Here is an 18,955-nt window from a genome sequence, read left to right on the forward strand (position 1 = left end):
CTTGTTTTTGTCTTGCTCAAGCAAATAGGGGTCAGATCGCGTTGTGGGTCTTCAGCCAGCCGAGGCCCGCTTCAGTGGTGGTCAGCGGTTTGTACTCGCAGCCGACCCAGCCCTGATAACCGATGCGATCGAGGTGTTCGAACAGGAAGCGGTAGTTGATTTCGCCAGTGCCCGGCTCGTTGCGGCCCGGGTTGTCGGCCAGCTGCACATGGTTGATCTCGGCCAGGTGCGATTGCAGGGTGCGGGCCAGATCGCCTTCCATGATTTGCATGTGATAGATGTCGTATTGCAGGAACAGATTGGCGCTGCCGACTTGCTCGCGAATCGACAGGGCCTGTGCCGTGTTGTTCAGGTAGAAGCCCGGGATGTCGCGTGTGTTGATCGCTTCCATCACCAGTTTGATGCCGACGGCTTGCAGCTTGTCGGCGGCGTACTTGAGGTTGGCGACGAAGGTCTTTTCAACGGTGGCATCGTCCACGCCCTGCGGACGGATACCGGCCAGGCAGTTGACCTGGGTGTTGCCCAGCACCTGTGCGTAAGCGATGGCCAGATCGACCCCGGCGCGGAACTCTTCGACCCGGTCCGGCAGGCACGCGATACCGCGCTCGCCCTTGGCCCAGTCACCGGCCGGCAGGTTGAACAGCACTTGGGTCAGACCGTTGGCGTCGAGTCTGGCCTTGATTTCGGCAGAGCTGAAATCGTACGGGAACAGGTACTCGACACCGCTGAAGCCAGCCTTGGCGGCGGCATCGAAACGGGCAAGGAAATCCTGTTCGGTGAACAGCATGGACAGGTTGGCTGCGAAACGCGGCATGGTGGTCTCCTAAAACAGTTTTGACACGGTTGGTCAGACTGAACGCGATCAAGTCCCCTCTCCTGGGGGAGAGGGACATGTAGCCACCCTCTCCCGGAGGGAGAGGGAGCCGGTTACGTTCAGTCGAGCAACGAAATCGCGGTAGGCGCATCGTTGCCGACCAGCGCCAGGTCTTCGAATTCGTTGACGGCGTTGATCTCGGTCCCCATGGAGATGTTGGTCACACGCTCCAGAATGATCTCGACGATCACCGGCACCTTGAACTCTTCGATCAGCTCTTCGGCCTTGCGCAGGGCAGGAGCGATGTCAGCCGGTTCGAACACACGCAGTGCCTTGCAGCCAAGGCCTTCGGCGACTGCCACGTGGTCGACACCATAACCGTTGAGTTCCGGCGCGTTCAGGTTATCGAAGGACAGCTGCACGCAGTAGTCCATATCGAACCCGCGCTGGGCCTGACGGATCAGCCCCAGGTACGAGTTGTTCACCACGACGTGGATGTACGGCAGTTTGAACTGAGCGCCGACCGCCAGTTCTTCGATCATGAACTGGAAGTCATAGTCCCCCGACAGGGCCACGACTTTACGGTTCGGATCGGCCTTCACCACGCCCAGCGCTGCCGGAATGGTCCAGCCCAACGGGCCGGCCTGGCCACAGTTGATCCAGTGACGCGGCTTGTAGACGTGCAGGAACTGCGCGCCGGCAATCTGCGACAGACCGATGGTGCTGACGTAGCAAGTGTCCTTGCCGAACACCTGGTTCATTTCTTCGTAAACGCGCTGCGGCTTGACCGGCACATTGTCGAAGTGGGTCTTGCGTTGCAGGCTGGCTTTGCGCTGCTGGCAATCCTGCAGCCAGGCACTGCGGTTTTTCAGTTTGCCGGCGGCTTGCCATTCACGGGCGACTTCGATGAACACGGTCAGCGCGGCAGCGGCGTCGGAAACGATGCCCAGGTCCGGGGTGAACACGCGGCCGATCTGGGTCGGTTCGATGTCGACGTGAATGAACTTGCGGCCTTCGGTGTAAACGTCGACCGAACCGGTGTGACGGTTGGCCCAGCGGTTGCCGACACCCAGTACCACGTCGGACTTGAGCAGGGTGGCGTTGCCATAGCGGTGCGAAGTCTGCAGACCGACCATGCCGACCATCAGCGGGTGATCGTCCGGAATGGTGCCCCAGCCCATCAGGGTCGGGATCACTGGAATGCCGGTCAGCTCGGCGAACTCGACCAGCAGCTCGCTGGCGTCGGCGTTGATGATGCCGCCGCCGGCCACCAGCAATGGACGCTCGGCCTGGTCCAGCATCGCCAGGGCTTTTTCGACTTGCACGCGGGTCGCGCTCGGCTTGGCCAGCGGCAGTGGCTGGTAAGCGTCAATGTCGAATTCGATTTCAGCCATCTGCACGTCGAACGGCAGGTCGATCAGCACCGGGCCTGGACGGCCGGAGCGCATTTCGTAGAAGGCTTTCTGGAAGGCGTAAGGCACCTGGCCCGGCTCCAGAACGGTGGTCGCCCACTTGGTCACCGGCTTGACGATGCTGGTGATGTCGACGGCCTGGAAGTCTTCCTTGTGCATACGGGCGCGGGGGGCTTGCCCGGTGATGCAGAGGATCGGGATCGAGTCCGCGGAGGCGCTGTACAGACCGGTGACCATGTCGGTACCGGCCGGGCCGGAAGTACCGATGCACACGCCGATGTTGCCGGCCTTGGTGCGGGTGTAGCCCTCGGCCATGTGCGAGGCGCCTTCAACGTGGCGAGCGAGGACGTGATCGATGCCACCGACTTTCTGCAGGGCGGAGTACAGCGGGTTGATTGCAGCGCCTGGAATGCCAAAAGCGGTATCAACCCCTTCACGGCGCATCACCAGAACGGCGGCTTCGATTGCTCTCATTTTGCTCATGGTTTTGTGCCTCTTTACGTTTTGTAATTGTATACAAGTGGCTTTGCGCAGAGTGTATTCACGGCGGACGGCGCAGGTCAATCCATTTTCTCAAGCGCCTGTTTCATTCGTCGGAAGCCTGTTCTGCTGTGGCTTTTCGTCGCATGAGGCGCTTTTCGAGAATTATTGTATACAAAAAAATAATTCATTGTGTTCTATTTGTTGCATCGGGCTGCGGCAGAAAAGCGCAGCCCAACGACTTTCCCAATAACAAAATGAGGACGGCACCATGAGCGCTTTAACCTTGAAAGTCGCAGTCAAGCTGGTCAACGAAGCCATCAGCGCAGGGCGGGCGATCTCCGCCGCACCGCTGACCATTGCAGTACTGGATACCGGCGGCCACCTGGTCACCTTGCAACGCGAAGACGGCGCCAGCCTGCTGCGCCCGAACATCGCCATCGGCAAAGCCTGGGGCGCCATCGCCCTGGGCAAGGGCTCACGCCTGCTGGCGCTGGACGCGCAACAACGCCCGGCGTTCATCGCCGCCCTCAACAGCATGGGGCAGGGCAGCGTCGTGCCGGCACCGGGCGGTGTGTTGATTCGTGATCAGGCGGGGAACGTGCTGGGTGCGATCGGCATCAGCGGCGATCTGTCGGACATCGATGAGCAGGTGGCAATCAAGGCCGTGGAGGCTCTGGACCTGCGGGCGGATGCGGGGGTGGCGGCCTGAGTGGCTAAAACCGGATAGTCGCTGAAACGCACAAGCCCGCCCTCACAGGATGATGTGAGGGCGGGCTTGTTTGTGTCTGGAGGGCGGTCTTCAGTCCGGCTCGCAGCCCTTGAGCACCAACCGGATGATGGTTTGTGCTGCCGCTTCATAGTCGGCTTCGTCGAGCTTGTCCTTGCCGGTGACGGCGGAGATCTGCCAGTCGAAGTCGGCGTAGGTCTGGGTTGCGGCCCAGATGCTGAACATCAGGTGGTTGGGGTCGATCGGGGCGATCTGGCCGCGGTCGATCCAGGTCTGGATGCAGTCGATGTTGTGCTTGGCCTGGCCGTTGAGCTGCTCGACCAGGTCGGCGCTCAGGTGCGGGGCGCCGTGCATGATTTCGCTGGCGAACACCTTGGAGGCGAAGGGCAGGTCGCGAGAGATGCGGATCTTCGAGCGGATGTAACCGCTCAGCACTTCGCTCGGTACGCCGTCCGGGTTGAACGGGGTCGAGGCCTGCAGGATCGGCACGATGATACTTTCCAGCACCTCGCGGTAGAGGTTTTCCTTGGACTTGAAGTAGTAATAGACGTTGGGCTTGGGCAGTCCTGCCTTGGCGGCGATGTCGCTGGTTTTGGTCGCAGCGAAGCCCTTGTCGGCAAACTCTTCACTGGCTGCACGCAGGATCAGTTCTTTGTTGCGCTCGCGGATTGTGCTCATAAACCCGGTGGTTCCTTGCCTGTTCTGGCGGTTGCGCATGGTAGCACCGGCCTCGCGCGGCGCTCAACAATGCCCCGTGTGGCCTGCAGTCGCGGTATGCTGCGCGGCATTATTCACATAAGGAAACAAGATTCATGGCAGGAAGCAGTTTGCTGGTGCTGATCGACGACATCGCCACCGTTCTGGACGACGTTGCGTTGATGACCAAAATGGCTGCCAAGAAGACCGCCGGCGTGCTCGGCGACGACTTGGCGCTCAATGCCCAGCAGGTCTCGGGCGTACGCGCGGAGCGGGAAATCCCCGTCGTTTGGGCGGTGGCCAAGGGCTCGTTCGTCAACAAACTGATTCTGGTGCCGTCGGCGCTGGCGATCAGTGCGTTCGTGCCGTGGCTGGTGACGCCACTGTTGATGGTCGGTGGCGCCTACCTGTGTTTCGAAGGTTTCGAAAAACTCGCGCACAAATTCCTGCACAGCAAGGCTGAAGACGAGGCCGAGCATGCGCAGTTGGTTGAAGCCGTGGCTGATCCGGCAACCGATCTGGTGGCGTACGAGAAGGACAAGATCAAGGGCGCGATCCGCACCGACTTTATCCTCTCGGCGGAAATTATCGCCATCACCCTCGGCACCGTGGCCGATGCTTCGCTGACCCAGCAAGTGATCGTGATGTCGGGCATCGCCATCGTCATGACCGTAGGCGTTTACGGTCTGGTGGCCGGCATCGTCAAACTCGATGACCTCGGTCTGTGGCTGACCCAGAAGCCCGGGCAGATGGCCAAAAGCATCGGCAACAGCATTCTGCGTGCGGCGCCGTACATGATGAAAAGCCTGTCGGTAATCGGCACTGCTGCGATGTTCCTGGTCGGTGGCGGCATCCTGACCCACGGCGTGCCGGTGGTGCATCACTGGATCGAAAGCGTCGGCGCAGCGGCCGGTGGCGCCGGGTTTGTGGTGCCGATGCTGTTGAACGGCGTGGCGGGGATCATCGCGGGTGCGGTGGTGCTGGCGGGCGTGTCCGTGATCGGCAAAGTCTGGAAAGCCCTGAAAGGCTAAATCCTGAAGCAAACAAAAAGGCCATTCGATTCGCATCGAATGGCCTTTTTTGTGGCTGGCATTTTTACTCGGCGATCTGCAACTTGCGCGACTCGGTGTAGACGTAGCGCACCTTCTCGTACTCGAACGGTGAGTTCAGCTGGCCGTAGCGGAAGCTGGTCTGGTAACGCTTGTCGACGCCGCGCAGTACCCAGACTTCCGGATGGTTGGAGCTGACTTCCGAGACGTTGAGGAAGTTGATCGCGGACTCGGCGGTGTAGTCCACGGCCAGACCTGCGGTATCGCGCAGGTTCGACGGGCCGAGGATTGGCAGCACGAAGTAAGCACCGCCCGGCACGCCATAGAAGCCCAGGGTCTGGCCGAAGTCTTCGTTCTGGCGCGGCAGGCCCATGGCGGTGGCCGGATCCCAGAGCCCGGCGATGCCGATAGTGGTGTTGAGCAGCAGGCGCGCGGTGGTTTCCATCGAGCGCTTGCCCTTGAACTGCAACAGGCTGTTGACCAGGTTCGGCACGTCGCCAATGTTGTTGAAGAAGTTGCTCACGCCGGTGCGCACGAAGCTCGGGGTGATGTAGCGATAGCCATCGACCACCGGCAGGAACACCCATTGGTCGAAGCGGTAGTTGAAGTGGTAGACGCGGCGGTTCCACTCTTCCAGCGGGTCGTAGACGTTCAGCGCGCTGAGGGTCGAGCGCTCGAACTCGCGCTGATCCAGCCCCGGGTTGAATTTGAGTTTGGACAGCGGCTCCTTGAAGCCGTCGCTGTCGATGACCACCGGTGCATTGGCTTTGCTGTTGTCGGCCTGGGCCATACCTGCACTGAGGAGCGCTGCAATCAGCAGGAGATATTTAGCCACGGAAGAACTCCAGCATGGCGTCGCTGTTGACGCGGTAGTTAAGGTTGCCGCAATGGCCGCCCAGCGGGTAAACGGTCAGGCGATCGCCGAAGGTCCGGCGCAGGAAACCGAGGTCGCCCGGGCCGAGGATCACGTCATCGGCGTTGTGCATGACGGCGATTTTCGGGCTGTCGTGCAGGTAATCCTTCAAGGCGTACAGGCTCACCTGATCGATCAGTTGCAGCAGGCTGCCGCCGTCTGTGCGGGCGCGCCACATCGGGATCACCTGTTCGGTGAGGTAGCAGTCGAAGTCGCACTGCAGCGCACGCTTTAGGAACGGCGTGAGGCTAGTGCCTTCGGTGATCGGGAATTTCGGCGGAGTGATCAGGCCGCGACGGTTGATCAGGTCGGAAGTGAACGCGATATCCGCCGCCGAGAAACGGAACGAGGTGCCGATCAGCATCGCCATCTGTTCGTTGCTCAGGTGCTGCTTGGACTGCTGGAAGTCGTAGAGCAGTGCATCGTTGAGGTCGATGTAGCCTTTTTGCTGGAAGTAGCGGGTCAGTTTGCTCAGCACCAGTTCATAGAAGGTGGTGCTGTTGTTGATGCCCTTGACCTCGGTCTGCACCAGCTTGTCGAGGTTGGTGATAGAGGTGTAGAGGTTGACCGGCGGATTCAGCAGCAGGACTTTCTTGAAGTTGAAGCTGCGCCGGGTTTCATCCAGATGGGCCACGAACGCCGCGTCCAGCGCGCCGAGGCTGTAGCCGCTGAGGTAATAGTCAGTGACCGGCAGTTTCGGGTTTTGCGCCCGCACGGCCTGCATCACCCGGTACATGTCTTCGGCATCTTCCTTGGTCACGCCGGGGGTGGCGAAACGCGAGGCGGCGCTCATGAAGTCGAAGCTGGTCGGCGATGACAACTGCACCACGTGGTAACCGGCCTTGTAATAAAGCTTCTTCAGGTATTCGTTGAGCGTGCTGTCGTAGCGCGCGCCGGTGCCGGCGATCAGAAAGATCAGCGGTGCGGCCTTGTCCTGGGTGGCGATGCGATAGGTCAGTTTTTTCACTGGCCAGAAATTGTCCGGCAGGATGAATTCGCGCTCGGGGCGCAGGGTGACGCTGCGATCAGTCTGATCGATGTCCTCGTCCAGTGGCAGATCAGGGCGCAAGTCCGGCGGCGTGGTGGCGATGGTCGCCTCGAACGGGTTGGTCAGGGGATAGCCATAGCTGGCGGCGTCGATATCCACCGCCAGCGCGGACGCACTCAGAATAAGGCCGCCAAACAGGGCGGCGAAGCGCAAGGAACGGAGCATGACTAGATCCCTTAGAGGAAGGTGCCGAATGAGGTTCGCAGGCTATGACCACCGGGTTTGCGCCAAAGTGCCATGCCACGGCACCAAACTGACGGAATTCGGAGTAATAGTAGCCGGACGATACACTTTGCAAGGAAGGAATGACCAGTTAAGAGTTGTTAGTCCTTGCGTATGCGCGGCGGCAGATTAAGCTGGCCGCCGATTTCATCGATTGGAGTGTTCCATGTCCCGCCGCTTGCCCGTGATTCTGCTGCTCGTTCTGTTGCCGCTGTGGCTGGCCGCCAGTTATGGCGCGCGTTATGGCTTCATGGAGGATGCGCAGTGGGTGGGCATCTGCGTGGATGAGGCGAGCCGCTGGGAATGCTCGGTGCGCTCGAACCTGGGCCTGATGATTCATTTCCAGATGCTGGGCTGGGCGGCGGTCGCGGCTGCGGTGATCGGTTTTGTCGTGCCGGGACGGGCAGGGTGGTGGCTGGCGGTGCTGGCGCTGGTGTTCGGGTTGCCGGCGCTGGCGCTGTACAACACGACGCTGGCGGTGTTTGCGGTGGTGATTGCCGGGTTGCGACTGGTCCGGGAATCCCGCGACGCCTGATCGTCAGTCATCGCGGGTAATCTCTATGAGTCAACCCTCGCGAACCCGCAGGCAGCGCCAAAGTGCAGCCACCATCAACACGCTGACCAGCGCCCAACCCCACGCCTGCTGATTCTGCAATCCTTCACGGAACAGCTGCGGCGCAATGCCTGCGCCGATGATGAAGGTCAGCAGGGCAATCTCTCGACGGGCCACTCGCACTGGACGGCACAGGTAAACCAGCGCCGGCAGGATGAACGCCACGCTCGGGAAGCTGCGATAGCGCGGATCGAACACCAACTCCAGCATCATCACCGCAGCGGCAAAACCGGCTGCCGCCACCAGCCAGCCGGCCCGTCGCTCGAAAGCGTTGAACGCCCGTTCACGCCAGCCATTACGGGCGCTCAAGGTCAGCGCGGCATGGGCCAGCACCAACAGATTCAAAGCCGTCAGCAACCCGACCCACAACCATTCGCTGGCAAACCGCGTGGTGACCCGGGCCAGATCACTCCAGGCACCGATCGAACAGACGGCGAGGGCGCTGAGCAGCGGCAGGATCAGTGCCGAACGCGTCGTACTAACCCGACCGCCCAGCAGCAATGTTCCGAGGAAAATCAGCCCGCCGACCGCCAGCCACTGCGACCAGTACGGCACGTTCGACACCGGGCCGGCCAGCACGCCCTTGTCTTGGCGATCAGCATCGAACAGCCCCCAGTAACCGCCGACCGCGCCTTCGCTGCCGCGCTTCCATGGCTGGTCGAACGCTTCGATCAGGTTGTAACGCCAGCCCTCCTTTTCGGCGAGGGTGACAAAACCACGAATGAACTTGGCCTCGTTGACCCGGCTCGGCAGGGCGGTCTCGCGCTGGCGACCTTCGCTCGGCCAGCCGGTTTCGCCAATCATCACGTCCTTGGGGGCGAACTTGTTGCCGAACACCTGGCGCACTTCCGCTACATGATGCAGCGCGGCGTCGATGTTCGACGGATCGTCTTCCCAGTACGGCAGCAAATGAATGGTCAGGAAATCAACCGCCGGCGCGACTTCCGGGTGCTTGAGCCAGAACTCCCAGACATCGGCATAGGTCACCGGCTGCTTGATGTGGCTCTTGACCTTGTTGATCAGCTTCACCAGCTGGGTCGCGGTAACCTCTTTGCGCAGCAAGGCTTCGTTGCCGACGATCACGGCGCTGACCACATCCGGGTTGGCGTTGGCCGAGGCGATCAGCAAGTCGACTTCCTTCTCGGTGTCCACCGGATTGCTGTTGACCCACGCACCGATCATCAACTTCAAACCATGTTTGCGCGCCAGATCCGGCAGCGCTTCGAGGCCGCTCATTGAGTAGGTGCGGATGCATTCGAAGCGGGTGGCGAGCAGGGCGAGGTCGGCGTCCATGCGCTCCGGGCGCAGTTTGAACGGCACGTCGAACGGCGACTGGTCTTTGTCGAACGGGGTATAGGAGGCGCATTGCAGCTTGTGGGTAGGGGTGGCGACGTCCGGCAGGATCACCGGTTTACCGAGGCCGTACCAGAAACCGCACAGGGCAAACAGCCCGAGCAGGCAGGCGAACAGATAGGGAAGAAAGGGGAAACGGGAAGTCGCGGACATGGTCAGGCCGAGTGGCTGCAAAGCGACGCATGTTACCTGCATTTATAAGCAGGTTGGTGGCCCGCACGATTTTGACATGCAAAGTTCGGGCGGATTGTCTGGCGCCAAATATCCGGACGCAGTTAATGGCTTTCTGATGTCGTTTCTCATTGCTTCGAGGTCGCTGGCAGAGCAGGTCTTATCGGGCGTCAGGTTGATGATCAAAAGCGTCAGTACTCCGCTGATGTTCTAACGAGTTTGCGGTCAGGCGTGATGGGGGCGCTGTGCACCATAACAATACGTTGACGATGCCCGGCATCCGCCGGGCGCAGCATTTCGGGGAAGTAACGATGAAGATGCGACGACTTTTAGGCGCAGGTGCCGCTCTGGTACTTGCGATGAGCTCCACTTTCGCCAGCGCTGAAAAACAGACCCTGAACATCGGTTACGTTGACGGCTGGTCCGACAGCGTCGCGACCACTCACGTGGCAGCCGAAGTGATCAAGCAGAAACTCGGCTACGACGTGAAACTGCAGGCCGTCGCCACCGGCATCATGTGGCAGGGCGTTGCCACCGGCAAACTCGACGCCATGCTCTCGGCCTGGCTGCCAGTGACCCACGGCGAATACTGGACCAAGAACAAGGATCAGGTCGTCGATTACGGCCCGAACTTCAAGGACGCGAAAATCGGTCTGATCGTGCCGGAGTACGTCAAGGCCAAGACCATCGAAGACCTGAAAACCGACGACTCCTTCAAGAATCGCATCGTCGGCATCGATGCCGGTTCGGGCGTGATGCTCAAGACCGATCAGGCGATCAAGGATTACGGCCTCGACAAATACACCCTCAAGGCCAGTTCCGGCGCCGGCATGATTGCCGAGCTGACTCGCGCCGAGAAGAAAAACGAATCCATCGCCGTCACCGGCTGGGTGCCGCACTGGATGTTCGCCAAGTGGAAACTGCGCTTCCTCGACGACCCGAAAGGCGTGTATGGCGCGGCTGAAACCGTGAACAGCATCGGCAGCAAGGAACTGGCGACCAAGGCGCCGGAAGTGGCCAAGTTCCTGAAGAACTTCCAGTGGGCTTCGAAAGACGAAATCGGCGAAGTCATGCTGGCAATTCAGGACGGTGCAAAACCTGACGCAGCGGCCAAGGATTGGGTTGCCAAGCACCCTGAGCGTGTTGCCGACTGGACCAAGTGATTTAAGCCGAAGCGTCTAATCTGCGCTTCCCAGGGCCGCCCGACATGACCGTCGGGCGGCCTTTTTTGTTTGTCCTCTATTAATAGGCAGCGTTGGCCGTTTTCGATCCGTCTGGAAATTGGCAAAAACGTCATGGCGTTCTACTACTAAGGTCGTCTGGAACCCGGCTCGCAGCCGCATACAGTGGATATGTTCCAAAAATAAAAATCTGTGCTGCGAGGATAAAAACAATGAACGACAGCATTTACCTCTCGATTCAGAACAGCCCGCGCTTCAAGGAGCTGGTCAAGAAAAGAGAAAGGTTCGCCTGGATACTCTCGGCGATCATGCTCGGGCTCTACTCCGGCTTCATCCTTCTGATCGCGTACGGGCCGCAAGTGCTCGGGACGAAAATCAGTCCCGAATCATCCATCACCTGGGGCATCCCGATCGGTGTCGGACTGATTGTCTCGGCCTTCATCCTGACCGGCATTTACGTGCGCCGCGCCAATGGCGAGTTCGACGACCTGAACAACGCGATTCTCAAGGAGGCTCAGCAATGATCCGGCGTCTACTGGCTCTTTTGAGCATCGCAGCGTTCGCTCCGGCCGTCTGGGCCGCTGACGCCCTGACCGGCGAAGTCCACAAACAACCACTCAACGTTTCCGCGATCGTCATGTTCGTGGTGTTCGTTGGCGCGACCCTGTGCATCACCTACTGGGCGTCCAAGCGCAACAAGTCGGCGGCCGACTACTATGCGGCGGGCGGCAAGATCACCGGTTTCCAGAACGGTCTGGCAATTGCCGGTGACTACATGTCGGCGGCGTCCTTCCTGGGTATTTCCGCGCTGGTGTTCACCTCCGGCTACGACGGCCTGATCTACTCGATCGGCTTCCTGGTGGGCTGGCCGATCATTCTGTTCCTGATCGCCGAGCGTCTGCGTAACTTGGGTAAATACACCTTTGCCGACGTGGCGTCCTACCGCCTCGGGCAAACCCAGATCCGCACCCTGTCGGCCTGCGGTTCGCTGGTGGTGGTAGCGTTCTACCTGATCGCGCAAATGGTCGGTGCCGGCAAGCTGATCCAGCTGCTGTTCGGTCTCGACTACCACGTCGCGGTGATTCTGGTCGGTATCCTGATGTGCCTGTACGTGCTGTTCGGCGGCATGCTGGCGACTACCTGGGTGCAGATCATCAAGGCGGTGCTGTTGCTGTCCGGTGCCTCGTTCATGGCGCTGATGGTGATGAAGCACGTCAACTTCGACTTCAACACCCTGTTCTCCGAAGCCATCAAGGTTCACGCCAAGGGTGAAGCGATCATGAGCCCGGGCGGTCTGGTCAAAGACCCGATCTCGGCGTTCTCCCTGGGTCTGGCGCTGATGTTCGGTACCGCCGGCCTGCCGCACATCCTGATGCGCTTCTTCACCGTTAGCGACGCGAAAGAAGCCCGTAAGAGCGTGCTGTACGCGACCGGTTTCATTGGCTACTTCTACATCCTGACCTTCATCATCGGCTTCGGCGCGATCCTGCTGGTCAGCACCAACCCGGCCTTCAAAGATGCGGCGGGCGCTCTACTCGGCGGCAACAACATGGCGGCGGTGCACCTGGCCAATGCCGTGGGCGGCAGCGTGTTCCTCGGCTTCATCTCGGCGGTAGCGTTCGCGACCATTCTGGCGGTCGTGGCCGGTCTGACCCTGGCCGGGGCTTCGGCGGTGTCTCACGACCTGTACGCCAGCGTGATCAAGAAGGGCAAGGCCAACGAGAAGGATGAGATCCGCGTTTCGAAGATCACCACCATCGCGCTGGGCGTTCTGGCCATTGGCCTGGGCATCCTGTTCGAAAGCCAGAACATTGCGTTCATGGTTGGCCTGGCGTTCTCCATCGCGGCAAGCTGCAACTTCCCGGTGCTGCTGCTTTCGATGTACTGGAAGAAGCTGACCACTCGTGGCGCCATGATTGGCGGCTGGCTGGGCCTGGTGAGTGCGGTGGGTCTGATGATTCTTGGCCCGACCATCTGGGTGCAGATTCTGCATCATGAGAAGGCGATCTTCCCTTACGAGTATCCGGCGTTGTTCTCGATGATCATTGCGTTTATCGGGATCTGGTTCTTCTCGGTCACCGATAAGTCGGCCGAAGCCGAGAATGAGCGTGCGCTGTTCTTCCCGCAGTTTGTGCGTTCGCAGACTGGGTTGGGGGCTAGTGGGGCGGTTTCGCACTGAGGCTTTTTGTGTAGGTTGAGTTGAATGAAAATGCCCTGGTCGAGAGATTGGGGCATTTTTTTGTGGGCGGTTATCGGATGTTCTTGGGGGTTGGGTGTATATCCGTTGCTGCGGTAACGGCTTCTTAGGGTTTCGCCCTTACGGCGAGTCACCTTTTCCAAACGCCGAAAAGGTAACCCAAAAGGCTTTACCCTGACGTTCGGCCCTCGCTGTGGCTCGGGTTCCTTCGCTCCGGGATTGATCCGGGGGCATCGCCTACGGTTTGCTTCGCTGCACCTCCTCTCGATGTGTTTGGCTTCGCCAAACGGTCGCTGCGCTCCCACCCCCGGATCAATCCCTCCACTCAGCCTGCCGACGGGCCCTGCGATCAAAAGCGGTACTCGAGCTAACGCTCATTGTGGTGAGTGGTGAGTGGGGAGGGGCGTGGGGTGTTCGGCTTTGGATTTGTGGTGGATTTACCCCTCACCCCAACCCTCTCCCCGAGGAGAGGGAGCCGATTTTTGTGCTTTTCAAAACCTGAGTTCAACGCGTTATCGCACGTCGGCGAACCTCTCCCAAACCACTCAGTCAGTTCCCTCTCCCTCCGGGAGAGGGCTAGGGTGAGGGGGGGGCTCTTGATCTGGCTTCTGCTCTGGCTCTGGCTTTTGATCTTTAGCCCCTTCGGCAGGCCGAGCGGAGGTGTCCATCAGGGGGTAGGCGCGCAGCGCCGTGCGGCGCAGCCGCATACATCGAGAGGAGGTGCAGCGAAGCAAACCGTAGGCGATGCCCCCTGATGGACACCGTAGCGAGGGAGCACTGAGCCTAAGCGAAGTGCCGTACGCCGGGGCAAAAGCCTTTTGGTTCCTTTTTGGCGTTTGAAAAAGGGACTCGCTGTAAGAGCGAAACCGCCAGCGGCAGCACCCGAAGCAACGGATATACACCCAATCAACAAAAAAACAGTCGGCCCAAAGGCCGCTGAGATGCCCAAAACGAAAAACGGCCCCCATTCACATGGAGGCCGTTCCCGGTAAAACGCTAAGACGCTATCGCAAGACAGCTCTTATTTGCGGTCTTCCAGCTTGGTGATATCCCGCGACTCATAACCAGTGTACAGCTGACGCGGACGGCCAATCTTGTACGGGCTTGAGAGCATTTCCTTCCAGTGCGAAATCCAGCCGACAGTACGTGCCAGGGCGAAGATCACAGTGAACATGCTGGTCGGAATGCCGATCGCCTTGAGGATGATCCCCGAGTAGAAGTCGACGTTCGGGTACAGCGAGCGCTCGATGAAGTACGGATCGGTCAGGGCGATCTCTTCCAGGCGCATGGCCAGTTCGAGTTGCGGGTCGTTCTGGATGCCCAGTTCCTTCAGCACTTCGTCGCAGGTCTGCTTCATGACAGTCGCGCGAGGGTCGCGGTTCTTGTAGACGCGGTGACCGAAGCCCATCAGTTTGAACGGATCGTTCTTGTCCTTGGCCTTGGCGATGAACTTGTCGATGTTCGAAACATCGCCGATTTCATCGAGCATGGTCAGCACGGCTTCGTTCGCACCGCCGTGGGCAGGGCCCCACAGTGCGGCGATGCCGGCGGCGATACAGGCGAACGGGTTGGCACCCGAGGAGCCCGCCAGACGCACGGTGGAGGTCGAGGCGTTCTGCTCGTGGTCGGCGTGGAGGATGAAGATCCGGTCCATGGCCTTGGCGAGTACCGGGCTGATCGGTTTGATCTCGCACGGGGTGTTGAACATCATGTGCAGGAAGTTTTCCGCGTACGACAGGTCGTTGCGCGGGTACATCATGGGTTGGCCCATGGAGTACTTGTAAACCATCGCGGCCAGGGTCGGCATCTTGGCAACCAGGCGGATCGCGGAGATTTCGCGATGCTGCGGGTTATTGATGTCGAGGGAGTCGTGGTAGAAGGCCGAGAGGGCGCCGACTACACCACACATGACAGCCATCGGGTGGGCGTCACGGCGGAAGCCGTTGAAGAAGGTTTTCAGCTGCTCGTGAACCATGGTGTGGTTCTTCACGGTGCCGACGAACTGGGCCTTTTGCTCTGCAGTCGGCAATTCGCCGTTCAGCAGCAGGTAGCAGGTTTCCAGGTAGTCCGACTTTTCAGCCAGCTGTTCGATCGGGTAGCCGCGGTGCAGCAGGATGCCGTTGTCGCCGTCGATATAGGTGATCTTCGATTCGCAGGAAGCGGTCGACATGAAACCGGGGTCGAAAGTGAAGCGGCCCGTGGCCGTCAGGCCCCGAACATCGATAACATCGGGACCAACGGTGCCGGTTAAAATGGGCAGCTCGACGGGGGCTGCGCCCTCGATGATCAACTGCGCTTTTTTGTCAGCCATGTGGCCTCCTATTTATGCTTGAAATCATCAGACAGACCCCCCACGCAGGGCCCGCACCACTATAGTGAGATAAATTCGAATGTCAATTTGCCTAAAGTCTTGCTCCAGAAGGCTTTAACCGTACTTTTTCCTCGAAATTGCCTGCCATTTACGCCTTTTATACGACTTGTGCAATCCGCTATTGGGGGTAGGCGATTGCGTTGTCATTAGTAGCCTAACTGTCTATACTCGGCGACCGACCGCCAAGGGCTTTTGGGCTTGCTTTCATTGGGGGTCGCATCCCTGGGTGGTGGTTACCTGACCAGTGCACTCCCCAACAACTTTGCCCTGATTGTTAGGGGCTCTTCAGTGTGAAAAAAAAGCCGTGAAAAGCCAACGACCTGTAAACCTAGACCTAAGGACCATCAAACTCCCCATCACCGGCGTTACGTCGTTTCTTCACCGTGTTTCCGGCATCATCCTCTTCCTGGGCCTTGGCATCATGCTTTATGCATTGGGCAAATCCCTGGGTTCCGAGGAAGGTTATGTCGAGGTGAAGGCATGCTTGACCAGCCCGCTGGCCAAGTTCGTAGCATGGGGCCTCCTGTCCGCTCTTCTGTATCACCTGGTTGCCGGTGTGCGCCACTTGATCATGGACATGGGCATCGGTGAGACGCTGGAAGGCGGCCGCCTGGGCTCGAAACTGATCATCGCCGTTTCCGTGGTGCTGATCGTTCTGGCAGGAGTTTGGATATGGTAACCAGCGTTACAAACCTTTCGCGTTCGGGCCTCTATGACTGGATGGCGCAGCGTGTGTCTGCGGTCGTTCTCGCGGCTTATTTCATATTCCTGATCGGCTACCTCGCCGCGAACCCGGGCATTGGCTACGACCAATGGCACGGCCTGTTCGCCCACAACGGAATGCGTATCTTCAGTCTGCTGGCACTGGTTGCCCTGGGCGCTCACGCCTGGGTCGGCATGTGGACCATCGCGACCGACTACCTGACGCCAATGGCGCTGGGCAAGTCCGCGACTGCAGTACGTTTCCTTTTCCAGGCAGTATGCGGCGTCGCGATGTTCGCTTACTTCGTCTGGGGTGTGCAGATTCTCTGGGGTATCTGATTCATGGCTAACATTCCAACGATTTCTTTCGACGCCATCATTATTGGTGGCGGCGGTGCCGGCATGCGCGCAGCGCTGCAACTGGCACAGGGCGGTCACAAGACTGCCGTGATCACCAAGGTTTTCCCGACCCGTTCGCACACTGTGTCCGCACAGGGCGGGATCACCTGCGCCATCGCTTCGGCCGACCCGAACGATGACTGGCGCTGGCACATGTACGATACCGTCAAGGGTTCCGACTACATCGGTGACCAGGACGCTATCGAATACATGTGTCAGGAAGGCCCGGCTGCCGTTTTCGAGCTGGACCACATGGGTCTGCCGTTCTCGCGTACCGAGCAAGGCCGTATCTACCAGCGTCCGTTCGGCGGTCAGTCGAAGGATTACGGTAAAGGCGGGCAGGCTGCCCGCACCTGCGCCGCTTCCGACCGTACCGGTCACGCGCTGCTGCACACCCTTTATCAGGGCAACCTGAAAGCCGGTACCACGTTCCTGAACGAGTACTACGCTGTCGACCTGGTGAAAAACCAGGAAGGCGAATTCGTCGGTGTGATCGCGATCTGCATCGAAACCGGCGAAACCACCTACATCCGCGCCAAAGCCACCGTACTGGCTACCGGCGGTGCAGGTCGTATCTATGCATCCACCACCAACGCCCTGATCAACACCGGTGACGGCGTCGGCATGGCTCTGCGTGCTGGCGTGCCGGTACAAGACATCGAAATGTGGCAGTTCCACCCGACCGGCATCGCCGGCGCCGGTGTACTGGTGACCGAAGGTTGCCGTGGTGAAGGTGGTTACCTGATCAACAAGCACGGCGAGCGTTTCATGGAGCGTTATGCTCCGAACGCCAAAGACCTTGCCGGTCGTGACGTGGTTGCCCGTTCGATGGTTAAAGAGATCATCGCCGGTAATGGTTGCGGTCCGAATGGCGACCACGTGATGCTCAAACTCGACCACCTGGGCGAGGAAGTGCTGCACAGCCGTCTGCCAGGTATCTGCGAGCTGTCGAAGACTTTCGCACACGTTGATCCGGTGGTTGCTCCGGTTCCGGTTGTTCCGACTTGCCACTACATGATGGGTGGCGTTGCCACCAACATTCATGGCCAGGCGATCACCCAGGACGCCGAAGGCGTGGATCAGATCATTCCTGGTCTGTTCGCGGTAGGTGAAGTGGCTTGCGTATCGGTTCACGGTGCCAACCGTCTGGGCGGCAACTCGCTGCTCGACCTGGTGGTATTCGGCCGCGCTGCCGGCCTGCACCTGGAGAAGGCGCTGACCGACGGCATCGAATACGACGACGCTACCGAAGCCGACATCGAAGCTGCCCTGGCACGTCTGAACGCCCTGAACAACCGTACCGACGGCGAAGACGTCGCTACCCTGCGTCGCGAGCTGCAAAGCTGCATGCAGAACTACTTCGGTGTATTCCGTACCGGCGAATACATGCAGAAGGGTATTGCCCAGCTGGCCGATCTGCGCAAGCGCATCGCCAACGTGAAGATCAACGACAAGTCGCAGGCGTTCAACACTGCCCGTATCGAAGCGCTGGAACTGCAAAACCTGCTGGAAGTGGCTGAAGCTACCGCCATCGCTGCCGAAGTACGTAAAGAGTCCCGCGGTGCTCACGCCCGTGAAGACTTCGAAGATCGTGACGACGAAAACTGGCTGTGCCACACCCTGTACTTCCCGGGTGAGAAACGCGTCGCCAAGCGTGCCGTGAACTTCTCGCCGAAGACTGTTCCGACTTTCGAACCTAAAGTCCGGACTTATTAAGGGTGACCGCCATGTTGCAAGTCAGTGTTTATCGTTACAACCCTGATCAGGACGCTGCGCCGTTCATGCAGGAATTCCAGGTTGATACCGGTGGTAAAGACCTGATGGTGCTGGACGTGCTGGCCCTGATCAAAGAGCAGGACGAAGGTTTCTCCTATCGTCGCTCCTGCCGTGAAGGCGTCTGTGGCTCCGATGGCATGAACATCAACGGCAAGAACGGCCTGGCGTGCATCACGCCGCTGTCCGCTGTCGTCAAAGGTAACAAGCTGATCGTTCGTCCGCTGCCAGGTTTGCCGGTTATCCGTGACCTGGTTGTCGATATGAGCATCTTCTACAAGCAATACGAGAAGGTTAAGCCATTCCTGCAGAACGACACGCCGGCTCCGGCCATCGAGCGTCTGCAGTCCCCTGAAGAGCGTGAAAAGCTCGACGGTCTGTACGAGTGCATCCTGTGCGCCTGCTGCTCGACCTCTTGCCCGTCCTTCTGGTGGAACCCGGACAAGTTCCTGGGTCCAGCTGCCCTGCTGCAAGCGTACCGCTTCCTGGCAGACAGCCGTGATACCAAGACGTCCGAGCGTCTGGCGTCCCTCGATGACCCGTTCAGCGTCTTCCGCTGCCGGGGCATCATGAACTGCGTCAACGTATGTCCGAAAGGCCTGAACCCGACTAAGGCCATCGGTCACATCCGTAACATGCTGCTTTCGAGCGGCGTGTGATTCAGCTGCTGTAACCGCTGTACCCGCAGAGGGCTTAGGCGCGGGCTTCAACCCGCGCCATGGCTATAACCAGAGCAGCAGCCATAAGCTGCGGCTCTTATTTTGAAGAAATGAGACAAGCAGGGGCATCCGGGCTGGTACCCGGACTATCAGTGTGATCCTAAGTGGCTTG

General features: G+C 59.6%; 17 protein-coding genes. 10 read left to right on the top strand and 7 right to left on the bottom strand.

Features of this window, described 5'->3' with window-relative positions; all coding sequences use genetic code 11:
* Positions 1-31: 31 nt before the first annotated feature.
* Positions 32-814, bottom strand: coding sequence for a hydroxypyruvate isomerase (gene hyi, locus QRN46_RS09665; RefSeq protein ID WP_011333102.1), 783 nt, complete (start codon positions 812-814; stop codon positions 32-34).
* Positions 815-933: 119 nt separating this feature from the next.
* Complete coding sequence (gcl, locus tag QRN46_RS09670; RefSeq protein WP_011333103.1) at positions 934-2,709, bottom strand: glyoxylate carboligase; 1,776 nt, start codon at positions 2,707-2,709, stop codon at positions 934-936.
* Between the two features lie 268 nt (positions 2,710-2,977).
* Between gcl and QRN46_RS09675 the strand changes: the two genes are divergently transcribed.
* Positions 2,978-3,418, top strand: coding sequence for a GlcG/HbpS family heme-binding protein (locus tag QRN46_RS09675; protein WP_007959289.1), 441 nt, complete (start codon positions 2,978-2,980; stop codon positions 3,416-3,418).
* Positions 3,419-3,508: 90 nt separating this feature from the next.
* On the opposite strand, the gene QRN46_RS09680 is transcribed toward QRN46_RS09675, so the two are convergent.
* Positions 3,509-4,114, bottom strand: coding sequence for a TetR/AcrR family transcriptional regulator (locus tag QRN46_RS09680; RefSeq protein WP_007959290.1), 606 nt, complete (start codon positions 4,112-4,114; stop codon positions 3,509-3,511).
* A 134-nt stretch (positions 4,115-4,248) separates the two neighbouring features.
* Here QRN46_RS09680 and QRN46_RS09685 point away from each other — a divergent pair, with 134 nt between their 5' ends.
* On the top strand, positions 4,249-5,163 hold the full coding sequence (locus tag QRN46_RS09685) for a DUF808 domain-containing protein (RefSeq protein WP_011333105.1): 915 nt from the start codon (positions 4,249-4,251) through the stop codon (positions 5,161-5,163).
* A 64-nt stretch (positions 5,164-5,227) separates the two neighbouring features.
* Here QRN46_RS09685 and QRN46_RS09690 read toward each other — a convergent pair whose 3' ends face one another.
* Both QRN46_RS09690 and mlaY read right to left on the bottom strand, forming a co-directional pair.
* Positions 5,228-6,016: an MlaA family lipoprotein gene (locus QRN46_RS09690; RefSeq protein ID WP_011333106.1), complete on the bottom strand. Its 789-nt coding sequence runs from the start codon at positions 6,014-6,016 to the stop codon at positions 5,228-5,230.
* Entirely contained in the window at positions 6,009-7,307 is a 1,299-nt protein-coding gene (gene mlaY, locus QRN46_RS09695; RefSeq protein WP_011333107.1) for a lipid asymmetry maintenance lipase MlaY, read from the bottom strand. Before mlaY ends, QRN46_RS09690 begins: the two co-directional genes overlap by 8 nt.
* Before the next feature lie 223 nt (positions 7,308-7,530).
* Here mlaY and QRN46_RS09700 point away from each other — a divergent pair, with 223 nt between their 5' ends.
* Complete coding sequence (locus QRN46_RS09700) at positions 7,531-7,899, top strand: hypothetical protein (protein ID WP_011333108.1); 369 nt, start codon at positions 7,531-7,533, stop codon at positions 7,897-7,899.
* A gap of 30 nt (positions 7,900-7,929) precedes the next feature.
* On the opposite strand, the gene QRN46_RS09705 is transcribed toward QRN46_RS09700, so the two are convergent.
* On the bottom strand, positions 7,930-9,525 hold the full coding sequence (locus QRN46_RS09705; RefSeq protein WP_285354586.1) for a glycoside hydrolase family 17 protein: 1,596 nt from the start codon (positions 9,523-9,525) through the stop codon (positions 7,930-7,932).
* 287 nt (positions 9,526-9,812) lie between these two features.
* On the opposite strand from QRN46_RS09705, the gene QRN46_RS09710 reads away from it, so the two are divergent.
* The 3 genes from QRN46_RS09710 (at position 9,813) to QRN46_RS09720 (ending at position 12,861) form a co-directional block, all read left to right on the top strand.
* Entirely contained in the window at positions 9,813-10,664 is an 852-nt protein-coding gene (locus QRN46_RS09710; RefSeq protein WP_011333110.1) for a glycine betaine ABC transporter substrate-binding protein, read from the top strand.
* A 230-nt stretch (positions 10,665-10,894) separates the two neighbouring features.
* Positions 10,895-11,206 (top strand): DUF485 domain-containing protein, encoded by a 312-nt coding sequence (locus QRN46_RS09715; protein WP_011333111.1) that lies wholly within the window; start codon positions 10,895-10,897, stop codon positions 11,204-11,206.
* Positions 11,203-12,861 carry a cation acetate symporter gene (locus QRN46_RS09720; protein ID WP_011333112.1) on the top strand — a complete coding sequence of 553 codons (1,659 nt, stop codon included), beginning with the start codon at positions 11,203-11,205 and terminating at the stop codon, positions 12,859-12,861. Before QRN46_RS09715 ends, QRN46_RS09720 begins: the two co-directional genes overlap by 4 nt.
* Positions 12,862-13,900: 1,039 nt before the next feature.
* Here QRN46_RS09720 and gltA read toward each other — a convergent pair.
* Positions 13,901-15,190: a citrate synthase gene (gene gltA / locus QRN46_RS09725; protein WP_007959044.1), complete on the bottom strand. Its 1,290-nt coding sequence runs from the start codon at positions 15,188-15,190 to the stop codon at positions 13,901-13,903.
* A 364-nt stretch (positions 15,191-15,554) separates the two neighbouring features.
* Between gltA and sdhC the strand changes: the two genes are divergently transcribed.
* Genes sdhC through QRN46_RS09745 form a run of 4 tightly spaced genes read left to right on the top strand, consistent with a single transcriptional unit; the run spans position 15,555 to position 18,783 of the window.
* On the top strand, positions 15,555-15,929 hold the full coding sequence (sdhC, locus tag QRN46_RS09730; protein ID WP_011333113.1) for a succinate dehydrogenase, cytochrome b556 subunit: 375 nt from the start codon (positions 15,555-15,557) through the stop codon (positions 15,927-15,929).
* Complete coding sequence (sdhD, locus tag QRN46_RS09735) at positions 15,923-16,291, top strand: succinate dehydrogenase, hydrophobic membrane anchor protein (RefSeq protein ID WP_007977503.1); 369 nt, start codon at positions 15,923-15,925, stop codon at positions 16,289-16,291. The genes sdhC and sdhD overlap by 7 nt, the downstream gene beginning before the upstream one ends.
* 3 nt (positions 16,292-16,294) lie before the next feature.
* Positions 16,295-18,067 (top strand): succinate dehydrogenase flavoprotein subunit, encoded by a 1,773-nt coding sequence (gene sdhA / locus QRN46_RS09740; protein WP_011333114.1) that lies wholly within the window; start codon positions 16,295-16,297, stop codon positions 18,065-18,067.
* A gap of 11 nt (positions 18,068-18,078) precedes the next feature.
* Entirely contained in the window at positions 18,079-18,783 is a 705-nt protein-coding gene (locus QRN46_RS09745; protein WP_007959035.1) for a succinate dehydrogenase iron-sulfur subunit, read from the top strand.
* Positions 18,784-18,955: the final 172 nt, after the last annotated feature.

Origin of the sequence: Pseudomonas sp. lyk4-R2A-10 (genome assembly GCF_030209075.1) — a bacterium.
Taxonomy (GTDB): domain Bacteria; phylum Pseudomonadota; class Gammaproteobacteria; order Pseudomonadales; family Pseudomonadaceae; genus Aquipseudomonas; species Aquipseudomonas glycinae.

What these genes read in the sequence shown, in the direction of transcription:
- hyi (WP_011333102.1), bottom strand. Translation starts at nt 814, where the DNA reads ATGCCGCGTTTCGCAGCCAACCTGTCCATGCTGTTCACCGAACAGGAT.
- gcl (WP_011333103.1), bottom strand. Translation starts at nt 2,709, where the DNA reads ATGAGCAAAATGAGAGCAATCGAAGCCGCCGTTCTGGTGATGCGCCGT.
- QRN46_RS09675 (WP_007959289.1), top strand. Translation starts at nt 2,978, where the DNA reads ATGAGCGCTTTAACCTTGAAAGTCGCAGTCAAGCTGGTCAACGAAGCC.
- QRN46_RS09680 (WP_007959290.1), bottom strand. Translation starts at nt 4,114, where the DNA reads ATGAGCACAATCCGCGAGCGCAACAAAGAACTGATCCTGCGTGCAGCC.
- QRN46_RS09685 (WP_011333105.1), top strand. Translation starts at nt 4,249, where the DNA reads ATGGCAGGAAGCAGTTTGCTGGTGCTGATCGACGACATCGCCACCGTT.
- mlaY (WP_011333107.1), bottom strand. Translation starts at nt 7,307, where the DNA reads ATGCTCCGTTCCTTGCGCTTCGCCGCCCTGTTTGGCGGCCTTATTCTG.
- QRN46_RS09700 (WP_011333108.1), top strand. Translation starts at nt 7,531, where the DNA reads ATGTCCCGCCGCTTGCCCGTGATTCTGCTGCTCGTTCTGTTGCCGCTG.
- QRN46_RS09705 (WP_285354586.1), bottom strand. Translation starts at nt 9,525, where the DNA reads ATGCAGGTAACATGCGTCGCTTTGCAGCCACTCGGCCTGACCATGTCC.
- QRN46_RS09710 (WP_011333110.1), top strand. Translation starts at nt 9,813, where the DNA reads ATGAAGATGCGACGACTTTTAGGCGCAGGTGCCGCTCTGGTACTTGCG.
- QRN46_RS09715 (WP_011333111.1), top strand. Translation starts at nt 10,895, where the DNA reads ATGAACGACAGCATTTACCTCTCGATTCAGAACAGCCCGCGCTTCAAG.
- QRN46_RS09720 (WP_011333112.1), top strand. Translation starts at nt 11,203, where the DNA reads ATGATCCGGCGTCTACTGGCTCTTTTGAGCATCGCAGCGTTCGCTCCG.
- gltA (WP_007959044.1), bottom strand. Translation starts at nt 15,190, where the DNA reads ATGGCTGACAAAAAAGCGCAGTTGATCATCGAGGGCGCAGCCCCCGTC.
- sdhD (WP_007977503.1), top strand. Translation starts at nt 15,923, where the DNA reads ATGGTAACCAGCGTTACAAACCTTTCGCGTTCGGGCCTCTATGACTGG.
- sdhA (WP_011333114.1), top strand. Translation starts at nt 16,295, where the DNA reads ATGGCTAACATTCCAACGATTTCTTTCGACGCCATCATTATTGGTGGC.
- QRN46_RS09745 (WP_007959035.1), top strand. Translation starts at nt 18,079, where the DNA reads ATGTTGCAAGTCAGTGTTTATCGTTACAACCCTGATCAGGACGCTGCG.